Origin of the sequence: Paraburkholderia bryophila, from assembly GCF_013409255.1 — a bacterium.
Lineage (GTDB): Bacteria > Pseudomonadota > Gammaproteobacteria > Burkholderiales > Burkholderiaceae > Paraburkholderia.
The window spans coordinates 3,822,144-3,835,609 of sequence record NZ_JACCAS010000001.1; the positions used below are offsets into that span (position 1 = coordinate 3,822,144).

General features: G+C 61.7%; 14 protein-coding genes. 5 read left to right on the top strand and 9 right to left on the bottom strand.

Annotated elements, in window-relative coordinates; translation table 11 throughout:
* Positions 1 to 5: 5 nt before the first annotated feature.
* The 3 genes from ribD to GGD40_RS17120 all read right to left on the bottom strand — a co-directional run bounded on the left by ribD (position 6) and on the right by GGD40_RS17120 (position 3,117).
* Complete coding sequence (gene ribD / locus GGD40_RS17110) at positions 6 to 1,163, bottom strand: bifunctional diaminohydroxyphosphoribosylaminopyrimidine deaminase/5-amino-6-(5-phosphoribosylamino)uracil reductase RibD (RefSeq protein WP_179744330.1); 1,158 nt, start codon at positions 1,161 to 1,163, stop codon at positions 6 to 8.
* Positions 1,164 to 1,168: 5 nt separating this feature from the next.
* Entirely contained in the window at positions 1,169 to 2,452 is a 1,284-nt protein-coding gene (hemL, locus tag GGD40_RS17115; RefSeq protein WP_179744331.1) for a glutamate-1-semialdehyde 2,1-aminomutase, read from the bottom strand.
* Positions 2,453 to 2,583: 131 nt separating this feature from the next.
* Complete coding sequence (locus GGD40_RS17120) at positions 2,584 to 3,117, bottom strand: hypothetical protein (RefSeq protein WP_179744332.1); 534 nt, start codon at positions 3,115 to 3,117, stop codon at positions 2,584 to 2,586.
* Between the two features lie 326 nt (positions 3,118 to 3,443).
* On the opposite strand from GGD40_RS17120, the gene GGD40_RS17125 reads away from it, so the two are divergent.
* Together GGD40_RS17125 and GGD40_RS17130 are read left to right on the top strand one after the other, a co-directional pair.
* The gene (locus GGD40_RS17125) at positions 3,444 to 4,664 is read left to right on the top strand and encodes a Bcr/CflA family multidrug efflux MFS transporter (protein WP_179744333.1); all 1,221 of its coding nucleotides are present in this window, start codon (positions 3,444 to 3,446) and stop codon (positions 4,662 to 4,664) included.
* A 166-nt stretch (positions 4,665 to 4,830) separates the two neighbouring features.
* A complete protein-coding gene (locus GGD40_RS17130) occupies positions 4,831 to 5,061 on the top strand; it encodes a hypothetical protein (protein WP_179703308.1) in 231 nt (76 codons plus the stop codon).
* Here the strand turns inward: GGD40_RS17130 and GGD40_RS17135 are convergent.
* A complete protein-coding gene (locus GGD40_RS17135) occupies positions 5,051 to 5,518 on the bottom strand; it encodes a hypothetical protein (RefSeq protein WP_179744334.1) in 468 nt (155 codons plus the stop codon). The genes GGD40_RS17130 and GGD40_RS17135 overlap by 11 nt on opposite strands.
* A gap of 630 nt (positions 5,519 to 6,148) precedes the next feature.
* Between GGD40_RS17135 and GGD40_RS17140 the strand changes: the two genes are divergently transcribed.
* The 3 genes from GGD40_RS17140 (at position 6,149) to GGD40_RS17150 (ending at position 8,874) form a co-directional block, all read left to right on the top strand.
* Positions 6,149 to 6,586, top strand: a complete 438-nt coding sequence (locus tag GGD40_RS17140) for a hypothetical protein (RefSeq protein ID WP_179744335.1) — start codon at positions 6,149 to 6,151, stop codon at positions 6,584 to 6,586.
* 354 nt (positions 6,587 to 6,940) lie between these two features.
* Complete coding sequence (locus GGD40_RS17145; RefSeq protein WP_179744336.1) at positions 6,941 to 8,134, top strand: tyrosine-type recombinase/integrase; 1,194 nt, start codon at positions 6,941 to 6,943, stop codon at positions 8,132 to 8,134.
* A gap of 329 nt (positions 8,135 to 8,463) precedes the next feature.
* The gene (locus GGD40_RS17150; protein ID WP_179744337.1) at positions 8,464 to 8,874 is read left to right on the top strand and encodes a hypothetical protein; all 411 of its coding nucleotides are present in this window, start codon (positions 8,464 to 8,466) and stop codon (positions 8,872 to 8,874) included.
* A gap of 110 nt (positions 8,875 to 8,984) precedes the next feature.
* Here GGD40_RS17150 and GGD40_RS17155 read toward each other — a convergent pair whose 3' ends face one another.
* The 5 genes from GGD40_RS17155 to GGD40_RS17175 all read right to left on the bottom strand — a co-directional run bounded on the left by GGD40_RS17155 (position 8,985) and on the right by GGD40_RS17175 (position 13,267).
* The gene (locus tag GGD40_RS17155) at positions 8,985 to 9,569 is read right to left on the bottom strand and encodes a hypothetical protein (RefSeq protein ID WP_179744338.1); all 585 of its coding nucleotides are present in this window, start codon (positions 9,567 to 9,569) and stop codon (positions 8,985 to 8,987) included.
* 110 nt (positions 9,570 to 9,679) lie between these two features.
* On the bottom strand, positions 9,680 to 10,183 hold the full coding sequence (locus GGD40_RS17160; RefSeq protein ID WP_179744339.1) for a hypothetical protein: 504 nt from the start codon (positions 10,181 to 10,183) through the stop codon (positions 9,680 to 9,682).
* A complete protein-coding gene (locus GGD40_RS17165) occupies positions 10,180 to 12,711 on the bottom strand; it encodes a DUF3631 domain-containing protein (protein ID WP_179744340.1) in 2,532 nt (843 codons plus the stop codon). The genes GGD40_RS17160 and GGD40_RS17165 overlap by 4 nt, the downstream gene beginning before the upstream one ends.
* Entirely contained in the window at positions 12,708 to 12,998 is a 291-nt protein-coding gene (locus GGD40_RS17170; RefSeq protein ID WP_179744341.1) for a hypothetical protein, read from the bottom strand. The genes GGD40_RS17165 and GGD40_RS17170 overlap by 4 nt, the downstream gene beginning before the upstream one ends.
* A complete protein-coding gene (locus GGD40_RS17175) occupies positions 12,995 to 13,267 on the bottom strand; it encodes a helix-turn-helix transcriptional regulator (RefSeq protein WP_179744342.1) in 273 nt (90 codons plus the stop codon). Before GGD40_RS17175 ends, GGD40_RS17170 begins: the two co-directional genes overlap by 4 nt.
* Between the last annotated feature and the right edge of the window lie 199 nt (positions 13,268 to 13,466).

Below are 13,466 nucleotides of genomic sequence, written 5' to 3' on the forward strand. Positions count from 1 at the left end.
CTCGATCAATTTGAAATGGGTTCAGACGTGGAATCGGTGCCGGGCTCGCCCGCGCCGGGAGGCGTGAAGCGCGCGAGAATCCGCAGATCGTCGCCGATCCGGTCGATCGCATGGAAATTCAGTTTGACGCGGCCTTCCAGCGTGTCCGGTGCGCTCAGATTGAACATGCTCATCGAGTCCATGCCGAGCAGGCTCGGCGCAAGATAGACGAGCAGTTCGTCGACGCAGCCTTCACGCAGCAGCGAGCCGTTCAGCTTGTAACCCGCCTCGACATGCAGTTCGTTCACGTTGCGCTGACCGAGCACGTTCAGCACGGCGGGCAGATCGACCTTGCCGGCTGAGTTCGCCAGTTGGACGATCTCGGCGCCACGATCGCGCAACGCGTTGGCGCGCTCGGTATGACGCTGATCCAGATTGCCGCAAAAAATCAGTGTGGGCGCGCCGGCCAGAATCTGCGCCTCGGGCGGCACGTCGAGCTGACTGTCGATCAACACGCGCTGCGGCTGGCGTGGCGTGTCGACGGCGCGCACGGTCATGCGCGGATCGTCTTCCCTGACGGTGCCGATGCCCGTCAGAATCGCCGACGCCCGGGCGCGCCACGCGTGACCATCGGCGCGCGCTGCTTCGCCCGTGATCCACTGACTGACGCCCGAAGGCAAGCCCGTGCGGCCGTCGAGCGACGCCGCCACCTTCATGCGCACCCAAGGGCGGCCACGCGTCATGCGCGACACGAAACCGATATTCAGTTCATGCGCTTCCTGCGCGAGCAGTCCGCAACGCACTTCGATACCGGCGTCGCGCAAGATCGCGAGGCCGCGTCCGGACACTTGCGGATTGGGATCTTCCATCGCCGCGACCACGCGCGCGACCTGCGCTTCGATCAACGCGTTCGCGCACGGCGGCGTGCGGCCGAAGTGGCTGCACGGTTCGAGCGTGACGTAGGCCGTGGCGCCGCGCAGATCGTGACCGCGCGAACGCGCGTCTTTCAATGCGCGGATTTCCGCATGATCCTGGCCTGCCGGTTGCGTGAAGCCTTCGCCGATCACTTCGTCGTTCTTGACGAGCACGCAGCCGACCCGCGGGTTGGGATCGGTGGTGTACATGCCGCGCTTGGCGAGAGCGAGCGCGCGTTCCATATGGACGAAGTCGGTTTGCGAGAACATCGGCTTCAGGCCGCGAGCGAAGCGAACGCGCCACGCGCCGCGTCGATCGTGGCGTCGATAATCGCGTCGTCGTGAACGATCGACACGAAGCCCGCTTCGTACGCCGACGGCGCGAAGTACACGCCGGCGTCGAGCATCTTGTGGAAGAACGCGTTGAAGCGCGGCACGTCGCTCTTCGTCACTTCGGCGAAGCTCGCGGGAATCGCTTCTGCGAAGTACAAGCCGAACATGCCGCCGAGCGAATCGGCCGCGAACGGCACGCCGGCTTCATGCGCGACCTTCACCAGACCTTGCGCGAGGCGCGTGGTGCGGGCGGTAAGCGTGTCGTAAAAGCCCGGTGCCTGGATCAGTTGCAAGGTTTTCAGGCCCGCGGCGACCGCGATCGGATTGCCCGACAGCGTGCCGGCCTGATAGACGCCGCCGAGCGGCGCGAGGTGCGCCATGATGTCGCGCCGACCGCCGAATGCCGCGGCCGGCATGCCGCCGCCGATCACTTTGCCCAGACACGTCAGGTCCGGCGTGATGCCGTAGACCTGCTGTGCGCCGCCCAGCGCGACGCGGAAACCGCACATCACTTCGTCGAAAATCAGTACGGTGCCGTATTCGGTGCAGAGGCGCCGCAAGGTTTGCAGGAATTCCGGCGTGGCGCGCACGAGGTTCATGTTGCCCGCCACCGGCTCGACGATCACCGAGGCGATCTCGTTGCCGAACGCCTTGAACGCTTCTTCGAGTTCCGCGACGTTGTTGTATTCGAGCACTGTGGTGTGCTTCGCGATATCGGCCGGCACGCCCGCCGAGGTCGGGTTGCCGAAGGTCAGCAGGCCCGAGCCGGCCTTGACCAGCAGGCTGTCCGCGTGGCCGTGATAGCAGCCTTCGAACTTGACGATGCGGCTGCGATCTGTGAAGCCGCGCGCGAGGCGCAGTGCGCTCATGGTGGCTTCCGTGCCGCTCGACACCATACGAACCTGTTCGATCGACGGCACCAGCTTGCAAATTTCTTCGGCGATTTCGATTTCCGACTCGGTCGGCGCGCCGAACGAGAAGCCGTTGCCCAGCACGCGCTGGACCGCTTCGAGCACCTCGGGGTGAACGTGGCCGAGAATCATCGGGCCCCACGAGCCGATGTAGTCGATGTAGCGCTGGCCGTCCGCGTCCCAGAAGTACGGGCCTTGCGCGCGCTCGATGAAACGCGGCGTGCCGCCGACCGAGCGGAACGCGCGTACCGGCGAGTTCACGCCACCGGGGATGGTACGTTGCGCGCGTTCGAAGAGAGTTTCGTTGTTGGACATGGCGATAGCTGGAATAGAGGTTGCGCAGCGGCGCGGGTTGCCGGAAGGCGGTTCGCGCGGCGCTGGGATCGGTGAGGAAATTGTACCGGAGTCAGCGTGAAGCGGCTTTGCGGCGGGCCTTGTTCGTGAGCTCAGGTTTTGCGCGCGGTTTTTGCCGCCACCGCGGCGTGCGCGCTGACTTTGCTGGAACGCGGCGGTATGGTCGGCGGTTCGAGCACTGGCGACGGACGTGCGCCGGTGAGTTCGCGCCAACGCTTTTCCAGCGCGCCTTCGGCGATCGGCTTGATGACGGTGCCGGAACTTTGCGCGTCCCATGTCTGCACCGAGAATGGATGCACGCGCAACGTCTCGCGCGGGATCACCACGCTTGCATGCGCGTCGACCAGCCAGTCGTACACGAAGTCGATACACAGCCGGTAGCCGCGCTTCGTCGCTGCGTCCGGGACCTCGTAAGGCGCGCGCGTCACGTAGCCGGAGCCGAAGATGCCCTTGGGTTCCATGGCGACACGGTGCAGAAACACCCGATCACCCGGCAGGATGCCGCGCGCGAATCCGCACCCCCAGACGTCGGCCACCGCGACACCCGCGGCAACGCGCTTCGCCACGTCAGGCAGTTCGGGCCATGGCCATTTCTTGGGGCTCCAGATCAGCAGGAAGGCGGTCATTGCGTGGTCGTTGCGGGAGGGGAGAGTAGGGCGGTCCGGGTGCGCTCATGCGGCTTCCGGATCGGTCTCGCGGCAGCTTAACCGATCGGCGGCACAGTCGCCGCGGTGGGCCGGCGCCTACGCTTGCGGTTCGGCATGGGCGCGCATTGTTCGCCGATGCGGCAGGGCGTGCGGCTTCGCGGTGTGTGGCGGTATGTCGTGGCGTCACGTGGTGTTGCACGGTGTTCAGATTAACCGTCGCGTACAATTGAGGCGGTCAAGTCGTTGCCTTCCCCGTTTCACCTGTTCCGCCGCCGGTCACGGCGCGGCGCATCATCTGGATTCCCATGTCTCACGTCATCAGACGCCGGCCCGATGGCCGGCTGATTCTGTTGCTCGGTGCGCTCGCCGCATGCGGGCCGATCTCCATCGATATGTATCTGCCGAGCCTGCCGACCATCGCGCAGGCGTTCGCGATCACCAACGGCGCCGCGCAGACCACGCTGACCAGCTTCATGTTCGGCTTCTCGATCGGCATGCTGCTCTACGGTCCGCTGTCGGATACCTATGGCCGTCGGCCGGTGCTGCTCGGCGGCATCATCATGTATGCGCTGGCGAGCGTGGCCTGTGCGTTGTCGTTCTCGATCGGCTCGCTGGTGACGTTCCGCTTCGTGCAGGCGCTGGGCGCGGGCGCGGCGTCGGTGCTCGCGCGGGCAATCGCGCGCGACGCGCACGGTCCGACCGACGCCGCCCGCGTGCTGTCGATGCTCGCGATCGTCACGTCGATCGGCCCGCTGCTCGCCCCGCTGATCGGCGGCCAGTTGCTGCTGCTCGGCGGCTGGCGCGTGGTGTTCGTGGTGCTGACGCTGTTCGGTACGCTGTGCGCGGTCACCGCTTTTCTCAAGGTGCCGGAAACGTGGCCGCGCGAGAAGCGGGCCGAGTCGGCGCTACTGAAATCGTTCGGCGCGTACGGCAAGCTGCTGCGCGATCCGGTGGCGTGGGGGCACATGCTGTGCGGCGGCATGGCGTTCGCGTCGATGTTCGCGTACATCACGGCGACGCCGTTCGTTTATATCGAGTACTTCCATGTGTCGGCTCAGCATTACGGCTTTCTGTTCGCGCTGAATATCGTCGGCATCATGTTCGGCAACTTCATGAATACGCGGCTCGTCGGGCAACTCGGGTCGCTGCCGATCATCTCGTTCGCGGCGACCGTCAGTTGTATCGCGTCGCTGTTCGTGTGTTTCGTGTCGCTGACCGGGCTCGGCGGATTGTGGTCGATCGTGTTCGGTCTGTTCTTCGTGGTCGGCGTGGTGGGGCTGTTGTCAGCCAATTGCACGACGGATCTGATGCATCGCTATCCGGTCAATGCCGGCGCCGCGGCGGCCGTGTTCGGCGCGGTGCAGTTGGCGCTCGGCGCGGTGTCGAGTCTTGCGGTCGGATTGTGGCAGGACGGCTCGCCGAAGGGCATGGGTATCGTTATCGGCGTCGCGGGCGTGTTGTGTTATGTCGGCCGGATTCTGGTGGTCAGATGGCACGGGACGAAGGTGCCGGTCGCCGCTGTGTGAACACTGCATTACGCAACGGTGACAAAGGCTCTTGACGCGGCGCGCACGCTTGCTCACGTCGCGCAATGCGATGTGTCTACGGAAAACACCAGGTGTTGCACGCGCGCGACCCTGCGTTTCAATTTGCATTGCTATGATGGGACCACTGTTCCTCGGAGCGGCAATCATGGCGATCAGAGATTTGATGAATAGCGAACGGCAACACGCCGCTTTCGCTGAAGCGCAGAAGCTGGCTGACAGCGGCGCCTATCACGATTACACGGACATCGAATACGTCCTGCGCTTTGATTTCGGTTTGTCTGATGTATCGGCGCTGCTCGACAGCCAGTTGATGCATCGCGACCTGAATCGCCGGTGTGCGGACGCGCGCGAAAGGCTGGAAGCGCTTAGTGTGTGAGATGGACCACGAGTCCATTGAACTGCGCATTGCCCGCGCCGGCGGCGATATTGACACCGAGGTTGCCGCTCGCACTGGCTAATGCATGAGCGCCGAGTTCCGCGCTATCGTTGCCGCTCAACTGCGCGATGGCATGCACATTCTGCTGCGAGGAAATCTCCGCGCGAGGCGTGTCGATCACCGCGATTTCATTAGCTTGCGCGTTCAGCGCACCGGCGGCGAGATTGACGCCGAGGTTGCCGCTGGCGCCGCGCAACGCATCCGTACCCACTGCCGCCGACACCGAGCCGAGTTTCGCGCTGCCGCCGATATCCTGCAGATTTGACAATGTCGCCGAGCCGAACACGGCGGCGCTGTCATCGTCGGACAAAGCCGTTGATACCCCCGCGAACGCGAACGATGCGCCCGAACCCGCGGCCACGTAAATCAACGCAACGACTAACGAACGAACTTTCATGGGCGCCTCCTGGCGTGTGCGGACAGCATCGATAAACGGGATATCGACCGGGAAAGCGGGAAGTTGAGGGGCGTGGTCGAGCTGAGTTTTCAATCGGAAGAGCGACACGCCTGTTTGAATCGGGGCGAACACAGTGAGCGTTGCTGGACCGATGGAGGCTGACGAAGCAATTTGCCCGATATAAGACTACGACCTCGTGCCGGCGCTCCGGTGATTCAATGGACTGGCACTTCTGCAATGGAACGTGCTCGGCGAAGCCGATTCGACTTTTCACGTATTCACGTATTCACGTAGATAGGGATAGCGAAATGAGAGTCCAGTCAGCCAACAGTCAAATGAACGTATCAACTCAGGCGCAGGCACAGTCGACGCAAGGCGCCGGGCCGGCGGCAACGCCGGGTGAGGTACCCGCGGTGTTCGATACGTCGGCGCACGGGGCATCGGATGGGGAAGGGCACGCGAGCGGAGTCAGCCAGGACGGGTCGCGGCCGTTCATGAGCAACGCGCGGTTCGGTGTGCCCGCGCATTACGCCATCGAACCAGTCGGTCAGCTACGGGCCGATCCATCGAGGCGTGTACAAGGACGACAGCGGGGCTGCATACATCAGGCAAGGCACTCAGGCTTACCCGGTGAAGTACGACAAGGACAACGGTACCTGGCGAGTCCACCGGCCGGATAGCCCGACGAAGTACGCGTATCCCGTCAAACCGGACGATAGCGGTAGCTGGCATGCGCACGGTGAGGTCGGGGTGCCGGGAGGCTGGCGTGGTGGGGCGCCTGGGGGGATGAGTTTTGGGCACCATGCCATCGGACAGTTGCAGCAGCAGGTGCAACAGTTGCAGTTCCAGAGGCAGGACTTACTGCAGCAGCGCCAACACTTGCAAGATCAGTTGCATCAGTTTCCTGGGCCTCAGCACGCGAACCGGTCGCCACTGGAACTGGCGTTTCTGCAGAGCGCGTTGAGCGCGCAGCTTGCTAACATCAACAATCAATTGCATGGGGTCGAGCAGCAGTTGCAACAGGCGAATCAGGCGTTACAACAACTTCAAAACGAGTTGCAGCCATAGCGGTAACAGCGTCGTCGAGAGTGAGCCGGTCGCGAGCAATCCAGACTGGACCATCGGACTAAGATGGCTGTCGGTGCATTCGGCGTTTGAGGTTCTACGGAGGGAAAGACAGTACTGTCGATGCCGGGAAGCGCAACCTGCGAGGCTTCCCGGCCCAGGAATCAGAGTGATTCCGAAGAGATAAAACCATTGTCCTGGCGGAGGCGGTGACCGCCTTAAATTAATCCGGAGCATTCCGAGCCACACCTCGAAACGCCATATAGATAAAGGGTTGTGGAAAAAACGTAGGCCGCATCAGGCTATACTATTCCGGCGCTATCCGGCTCTCGCCGATGGGCTGAATGATGGGCTGAAATGGCACTCACTGACAAGCAGGCAAAGGCACTGCAACACGGCGACAAGCCGGTTTTTGACGGTAAGGTAACGGGGCTCATGCTTAGCCCCGGCAAGGCGGGCTGCAAATGGACATTGCGCTTTACGAGTCCCGCAAGTGGTAAGCGTCGCGACGCGGGCCTTGGCACTTACCCGGAAGTATCGATTGCTGACGCGCGCGACAAGGCGCTGAAGATGCGCCGCCTTCTCGATGCAGGCAAAGACCCCATTGACACACGCGACCGCGAGCAGGAAGCCGCCAGCATCGTCGAAGCGGCTCTTACGTTCGAGAAGGCTGCGCGCAAGGTTCACGACGAATTGAAACCCGGCTGGAAGAACGCGAAGCACGCCGCGCAGTGGCTCAGCACGCTCGAAACCTACATCTTTCCGAAGATCGGCGCGAAGAAACTCGACGCGGTGACGCCCGCCGACTGCGCGGACGTGTTGCGACCTATCTGGCTTGAGAAAGCAGAGACCGCGAGCCGCACGCGTCAGAGGATGCACGCCGTCATGCAATGGGCGTGGGCGCACGGTCACATCGCGGCAAACCCCGTGTCCGTTGTCGATCACATCTTGCCGAAGCAGAGCGCCAAAAAGGAACATCAACCGGCTATGCCTTGGCGCGACGTGCCTGCGTTTATCGAGAAGCATGTTGCCGAGTTCAAACAGGGCGAGGCCACCCGCGCCGCCATGCTGTTTCTGATATTGACGGCGGCGCGTAGCGGTGAAGTACGCGGCGCGGTGTGGGATGAGTTCGACTTGAAGAAAGGCATTTGGGCAATTCCTGCCGTACGGATGAAGGCGAAGGAGCCGCATCGCGTTCCGCTGTCTGAGCCCGCACTCAGGCTTGTCACAGCGCTCAAAGAACAGAAGCTACATGAGACGCTTGTATTTCCGTCACCGCGCGGGAAGGTTCTGAGTGACATGGTGCTTACGTCGTTTCTGCGTCGCGTCGATGCGAAAAGTGACACGTCTGGACGTGTGGCGACAGCACACGGTTTCCGCTCCAGCTTTCGCGATTGGGCAAGTGAACAGGGTTATGCGCGCGATCTTGCCGAACGCGCGCTCGCGCATACGGTTGCAAACCGGACCGAAGCCGCATATCACCGAACTGATTTGCTGGAACAACGCCGATCATTAATGGAAGCATGGGCAAAACACGTTTGCGGGCATTGACGGAGTGCTGAATCTGACGGCGCGTTGATCGAAGCTATAATTTGCAAACTGCCGCGCGTTGTCATCGTCTCAAAAAAATACGCGGTTAAGATTGTTCTTGCCGTTAGACAAAACGGCGCGGGTTTGACAGCCCGTTGCGATGCACCGCACTGCCTACGAAAGTAGGTGGTGCTCACCTATGCACGTCTTTTCTATGGGCGGGTCGTGGTGAGGGAGCCGAAAGGCTCGCCGGTTTGGTGCATCGCCCGGTCTGTCAACCTTGCTACGTGCCCGCTCACCAATCAGCTAGCGAGTGTCGGGCGATTCAGGAACATACCGGAATCCGCACCATGACAAGATCGGTTCAAGCAACGTCCATCCACAAACCCCGCCGCACCTACACCACCAAAGAAATTCAGGTTCAACGCATCGCGAAAGAAGCGGCGGAGTTGAGCAAACAGCACTGCGCCCAATTCGCCACTCTCGCCGCGTTGGCAAGAGCAGTTCAGGCGTTCATCCCGGTCGTGCAAAAACAGCAAGGCGACTATGCCCTGCTCGCAAGCGCGCTCGTTGACTCTGCCGAGCATTACAGGTCCCTGGCAGAAGTTCACGACATAGCGTTCTCGCTTGTCGCAACCGATAACGTGCATCTACTCGATCCCGACGTGCAGGCCGACATTTTGCGGCGGGCCAGGAATACAGGCAAACCGTCAACGAAGCGGGCCAAAGCGGGCACGCCGTCATCAGCGGCACATCACTAACAGCAACAGGCAAGGCGTCGTTGAACAGGCCTTGCCTGTCGAGGTATTGTCGCAGTGTGAGCGGCTGGCGGCGCGCTCTGATTCTTTGATAAAGAATCAAAATAAGTCAATTAGCTACCACCAATGAAGCTGGCTTCCGACTCGCCAAGTTCGGCGAGTTGTCGGTAGACGTACTCGCTTAAACGCGTGGTTATCAAGTCAACATCAACTCCAAGGTCGGCCGCGATCAGGGGTCCAACCCGCGACGGCCACGCGAGCCATGCGTCGCGTTGCTCACGGCACAACTCAAACACAACTTCTTTCGCGACGCTCATTTCGATCAGCGCGTCGGCCTTCTGTTCATACTCAAGCTGGCGAAGCAACGCGAGATAGGTCTCTTTTTTTGCGAGCGCGGCCTTGTAATCGAGCAGTTCGACACCGCCAGAATCAACGAACCGGCGTGCGACGAACGCCCCCGTTTCAACGTCGCCGACAGTTTCGGACAACGTGGGGTTATTCTCGCCCGTGCGCTGGTTGTTCGCACCTTTCGCAAGCGTGCGGCGGTTCGGTTTGCGCCAGTTCGAGCCGATTAGCGTGGCGTCAAGCAGACCATCGGTGTCCTTGCGCAGCAGACCTTTTGTAATCGCGCGCCGGACCTGTTTTTCGTCACAGCCTTCGCGACGCGCAAACTCACTGACGTTAAGACGTTCGGACATTTCGCACCTCGGACAACTTTTTGAAACCCGCTGCTGGTGTTGCAATGCGCTGTGCAATAGCCCGTTGAATCTTGATGCTTGGCAAGGACCCGCTGCGGCCCGTTTCGGGGCTATCGCACCCGTGGGTCATACTTCCACGTCCGCGCCGCCAGCGCGGCGCGTGCCGCCGCCTCATCCCGCGCAGCGGCCAGCCGCTCACCGAAATATCGAACGTCGGGCAACAGCGCCGATAGCGGAGCACGCGTCGCGCGCGATGTGATGTCGTCAAGATCGACATGCGCCCAACCTTCAAGCCGCGACAACTCGGCGATTACGTCGGCGAGCACCGCACGCAGTCGGCGCACATCGTCAGCCGACATATACGGACCCCACGGCAGATACAAGCCGTTACTTTCGTCGCGCAACATCAGGGCGTGATCGGCTGGGGGTTTATCGGCGTCCTTCGCGGCGGCGCGCAGATACGCGACAATCTCGGACTTGAACGGCGCGAGCTTCGGCTTGGTCGCCGCGATGGCGGCGGCTGGCCCGCGTAGCCTCACTATTCCACCCTCCAGACTGACGCTTACCCCCGCCGCATTCGCCATGCCGAGCAGATCGCGCGCGTTCGTATTCATAGCGCGTCCTCGGCATTGTTATCGCCTGCGTGATCGTGTTCTTCCCCGATTCCCCTGTTTTTCGCCGCTACGCCGCTACATTCGCTGTCAGCCTTGACTGGTATGGGTTTCAGCGTAGCGGGTGCGTTTTTGCCGTGCCCCTGTAGCGGCGCACCCGCTACGCTGTACGCCTTGCTGGTACTAGGTTGTAGCGGTGTAGCGGCAAAATCGTCCAAAAACAAGTAGCGGGCGAAGGTATCTGAAAAATCGGCGCGGTCGTAGCCCTTGGCGACGGCATAGCCGCTACGGATGTTCCTGCTTTTGATACCAAACTGGCCGAGCCGTTTTGCAAGCTGCTTCAGACTCAACGGCTTACCGTGATTCCATGTCGCCCACAACTTCTCTTCATCATCGAGCAACGCGCGTAACAGATCGGCCGATGCAATCCGAACGGCTTTCTGGGTCTCGAAAATTTCGTGAATATCGGCGAGCAGTTCGACGCTTACACTCTGCTCCTGTCCTCTGTCGCCGGATAGCGCGAGCGCCGCGCGCCGTGCGAGTTCGGGCCACACGCCGCCAGCGGTATGAGCAATCTGAAATAGCGGTTCCCAGTTATCGGCGGCGCGGTCGTTTAGAGAGTCGGGCAGATCGACACGAGCGCTGCGCACCGTTGGCCCGTTATCGTCGGCCCAGCGCGCCAGCTTCGACGCGAGCATGTCGAACAGGCCGGGTTCAGCATGGCGCAACTTATCGACCTTCTCATGTGGCAGCCGTCGCCGTAGCTCGAAACAGATCGAGCGATCCACAATTGTGTCAGCCAGCTTGCCGATCCCGGCTATCGCTTTCGCGCCCCATACCGAAAACTGTTTCGGCCTGAAATCGTCGCCGACGACACGCACAACATAGGCGGTGTCGCGGGTATGCCCAGCGTTCAGCAAGCCGCGCAATTCCTCATTGTCTTTTGCGAATGCGTCGGCTTCGTCAATGACCAGCGTCGGCCGCCACGCTTCAATCGAGCGAAACAACGCGGCTGGAGAAATGTTCGACGCCGCGAGCGGCCGACAGGTCAGGCGAGCAAACAAGCCAAGCAATGTGCTTTTTCCGCACCGCTTTTCTGGCGAGCTAATCGCCGCAAGCGGCGCGATATTCACGTCGTCAATCAGCCATGTCATGGCGATCCACAACGCCGCAGCGTGCGCCGTCACCGGATCACACACGACGAAGCGCCGCACGACAACGGCCAGTTCGGACAACAGCGCCGCGCCGTCAACCGGTTCGGACCACAGATCAATTTCCGCAAATGGGAAGTCGCCGCCGTTGTTGCGGATAGCGGCTACGAGCCTGTCGAGCGTGCCAACCTGCACGCCAAGCCGCTTTGCTTCGACACGGCGCACACGGTCATAGCTCATGGTGCCCAGTGCGGCAAGTCGCGCGATTGCGTCGTCGTCGCTTTCGTTGTCTGTCCCGCTGCCGCAGTCGGCTTGTTTACCGCTTCCGTTTGCGTCTGACACGTCGTCGTCGCTGTTTGTCGGCTGCGCCGTGACGGCGGCTTGCGCGCTCACTTTGCCGGTGTGGTGTGCGCGCCCGTCAGGGGTGTCGGCCTTATCCTGCGCGCTCGCCAAATACGCGGTCTCAATACATGCGGCCACGGCATCAGGACCGGCGAAGGCTTGCAGATCGTTGAAGTCGGATGCGTTGTCCGGTCGGCCGTCGCCAAAACGGGGAATTGCGAGCGCGCCGCCGATGGCGTGCGTTGCCGCCCGCGCGGCCGTCACTCCTGGATTACCCGCCGTCATGTGGTCATCGTCGGCGGCCAGCACGATTTGAGCAGAAGGCAGACGTGCGCGCCACGCGCGAGCCACGGACAACAGATTGTTGCAGTTGAATGCGACGACGGCGGGGGCACCAGTTGCCGCGTGCACACTAGCGCATGTCGCATAACCTTCGCCGATGAGCAGCACGCCGTCAGCTTGCGGCTCGCCGCCAAACTGATACGAACAACCGCTCACTTCGCAGCCGCCCTTGAATCGCTTTTCGCCGCGCCCGTTGATGAACTGTAGATTCACAATCACACCAGCCGCGTTGTGCAACGGCACGATCAGCGTGCGATTGTCGTCGGTCTCTTTAACGCCGTATGACTTGACGGACTTGTGCGAGAGATACGGATTAGTGTCGTCGGCGTCGTGTGCGTTCTCCCATATCCGGCGTGCGGCCGTGGCGGCGCGCTCGCGAATCTTCGCCCGCTCGGCGGCCGCCGCGCTTTGCGCGTTCTCTATGCGCTCGCGATTGAGCTTATGTTCAGCCGCGCTCAAGGTGCGCTGCGGCCTTGCACACCACTTTTCCGACAGGCCGGTTTTCCAGTAACCGAATGCACCAGCCGACACGCTTCCATCGCCGTAAAGCACATACCAGGCGTTGCGCTGGCCGCGCTTGTCGTCGGGTCCGTCGAAACGGCGTATGCGGCCATCACTGACAATTTCTGATGGTGTGAGATCGTGCGCGGCTAGCGCGGCGGCGAAGGTGGCTTCGGTTTTTCTCGGCCCGCTCATTTCGACTGCCCCGGCTGGAACAGGTCGATTTCGGCGTTGTCATGCGCGCCGCCCCGCTGGCTGTGAAACTCACACTTCGACGGCGCAACATCGGCATCGGGGTAGCCGATATAGCATGCCGGTATCAGGTCACTGACGGGTTTCTTCTTGCCTTGTGCATCGAAACGTACTTCAACGAAACCGTGTTCGCCGAAATCCGGTAGTACCCGGATAACCTTGACAGTTGCATCGGCGTATTGGCCCGCCGTAATGCGGACCTTCATATCCTGGTAAGGATGCGAGATCATGACGCGCCTCCATGCTGGCGCACGGTGCGGCGCGTGCGGCTTCTGACTCGGGGCGTTTCCACGTCCGCCGTTTTGCGGCCCGCGTCAATCTGCTGTTGCACCCATGCAATGACTTCGGCCTCGATCCAGCGCACCGCTGCGCTACCGATGGTGACAGGCTTCGGGAAATCACCGCGTGCGATGCGCTCATAGAGCGCACTGCGTTGCAGGCCTGTTATTTCCGAAACGCGATAACGGGGAATGAGGATCGGGAAATGTTGGTCAGCCATGTCGTCACCTTCGATTCGTGAAGGCTCGCGCCGGAGTGGCGCGGCATGGCTTCGATTAAATGTTCACGGCGAGGCGTTGAAAAGGTGGGCCGGTTCAAAAAACCTGCCTTGGAAATGGCCGGTAGGGTGGGCCGGTTCGAGGGGAGCGGGTAGGCAGGTTTGCGCGACATTCGCCCTTACGACCTTGACTGGCAGGACT

Coding starts and splice junctions, on each gene's coding strand:
- ribD (WP_179744330.1), bottom strand. CDS start 1,163: ATGTTCTCGCAAACCGACTTCGTCCATATGGAACGCGCGCTCGCTCTC.
- hemL (WP_179744331.1), bottom strand. CDS start 2,452: ATGTCCAACAACGAAACTCTCTTCGAACGCGCGCAACGTACCATCCCC.
- GGD40_RS17120 (WP_179744332.1), bottom strand. CDS start 3,117: ATGACCGCCTTCCTGCTGATCTGGAGCCCCAAGAAATGGCCATGGCCC.
- GGD40_RS17125 (WP_179744333.1), top strand. CDS start 3,444: ATGTCTCACGTCATCAGACGCCGGCCCGATGGCCGGCTGATTCTGTTG.
- GGD40_RS17130 (WP_179703308.1), top strand. CDS start 4,831: ATGGCGATCAGAGATTTGATGAATAGCGAACGGCAACACGCCGCTTTC.
- GGD40_RS17135 (WP_179744334.1), bottom strand. CDS start 5,518: ATGAAAGTTCGTTCGTTAGTCGTTGCGTTGATTTACGTGGCCGCGGGT.
- GGD40_RS17145 (WP_179744336.1), top strand. CDS start 6,941: ATGGCACTCACTGACAAGCAGGCAAAGGCACTGCAACACGGCGACAAG.
- GGD40_RS17150 (WP_179744337.1), top strand. CDS start 8,464: ATGACAAGATCGGTTCAAGCAACGTCCATCCACAAACCCCGCCGCACC.
- GGD40_RS17155 (WP_179744338.1), bottom strand. CDS start 9,569: ATGTCCGAACGTCTTAACGTCAGTGAGTTTGCGCGTCGCGAAGGCTGT.
- GGD40_RS17160 (WP_179744339.1), bottom strand. CDS start 10,183: ATGAATACGAACGCGCGCGATCTGCTCGGCATGGCGAATGCGGCGGGG.
- GGD40_RS17165 (WP_179744340.1), bottom strand. CDS start 12,711: ATGAGCGGGCCGAGAAAAACCGAAGCCACCTTCGCCGCCGCGCTAGCC.
- GGD40_RS17170 (WP_179744341.1), bottom strand. CDS start 12,998: ATGATCTCGCATCCTTACCAGGATATGAAGGTCCGCATTACGGCGGGC.
- GGD40_RS17175 (WP_179744342.1), bottom strand. CDS start 13,267: ATGGCTGACCAACATTTCCCGATCCTCATTCCCCGTTATCGCGTTTCG.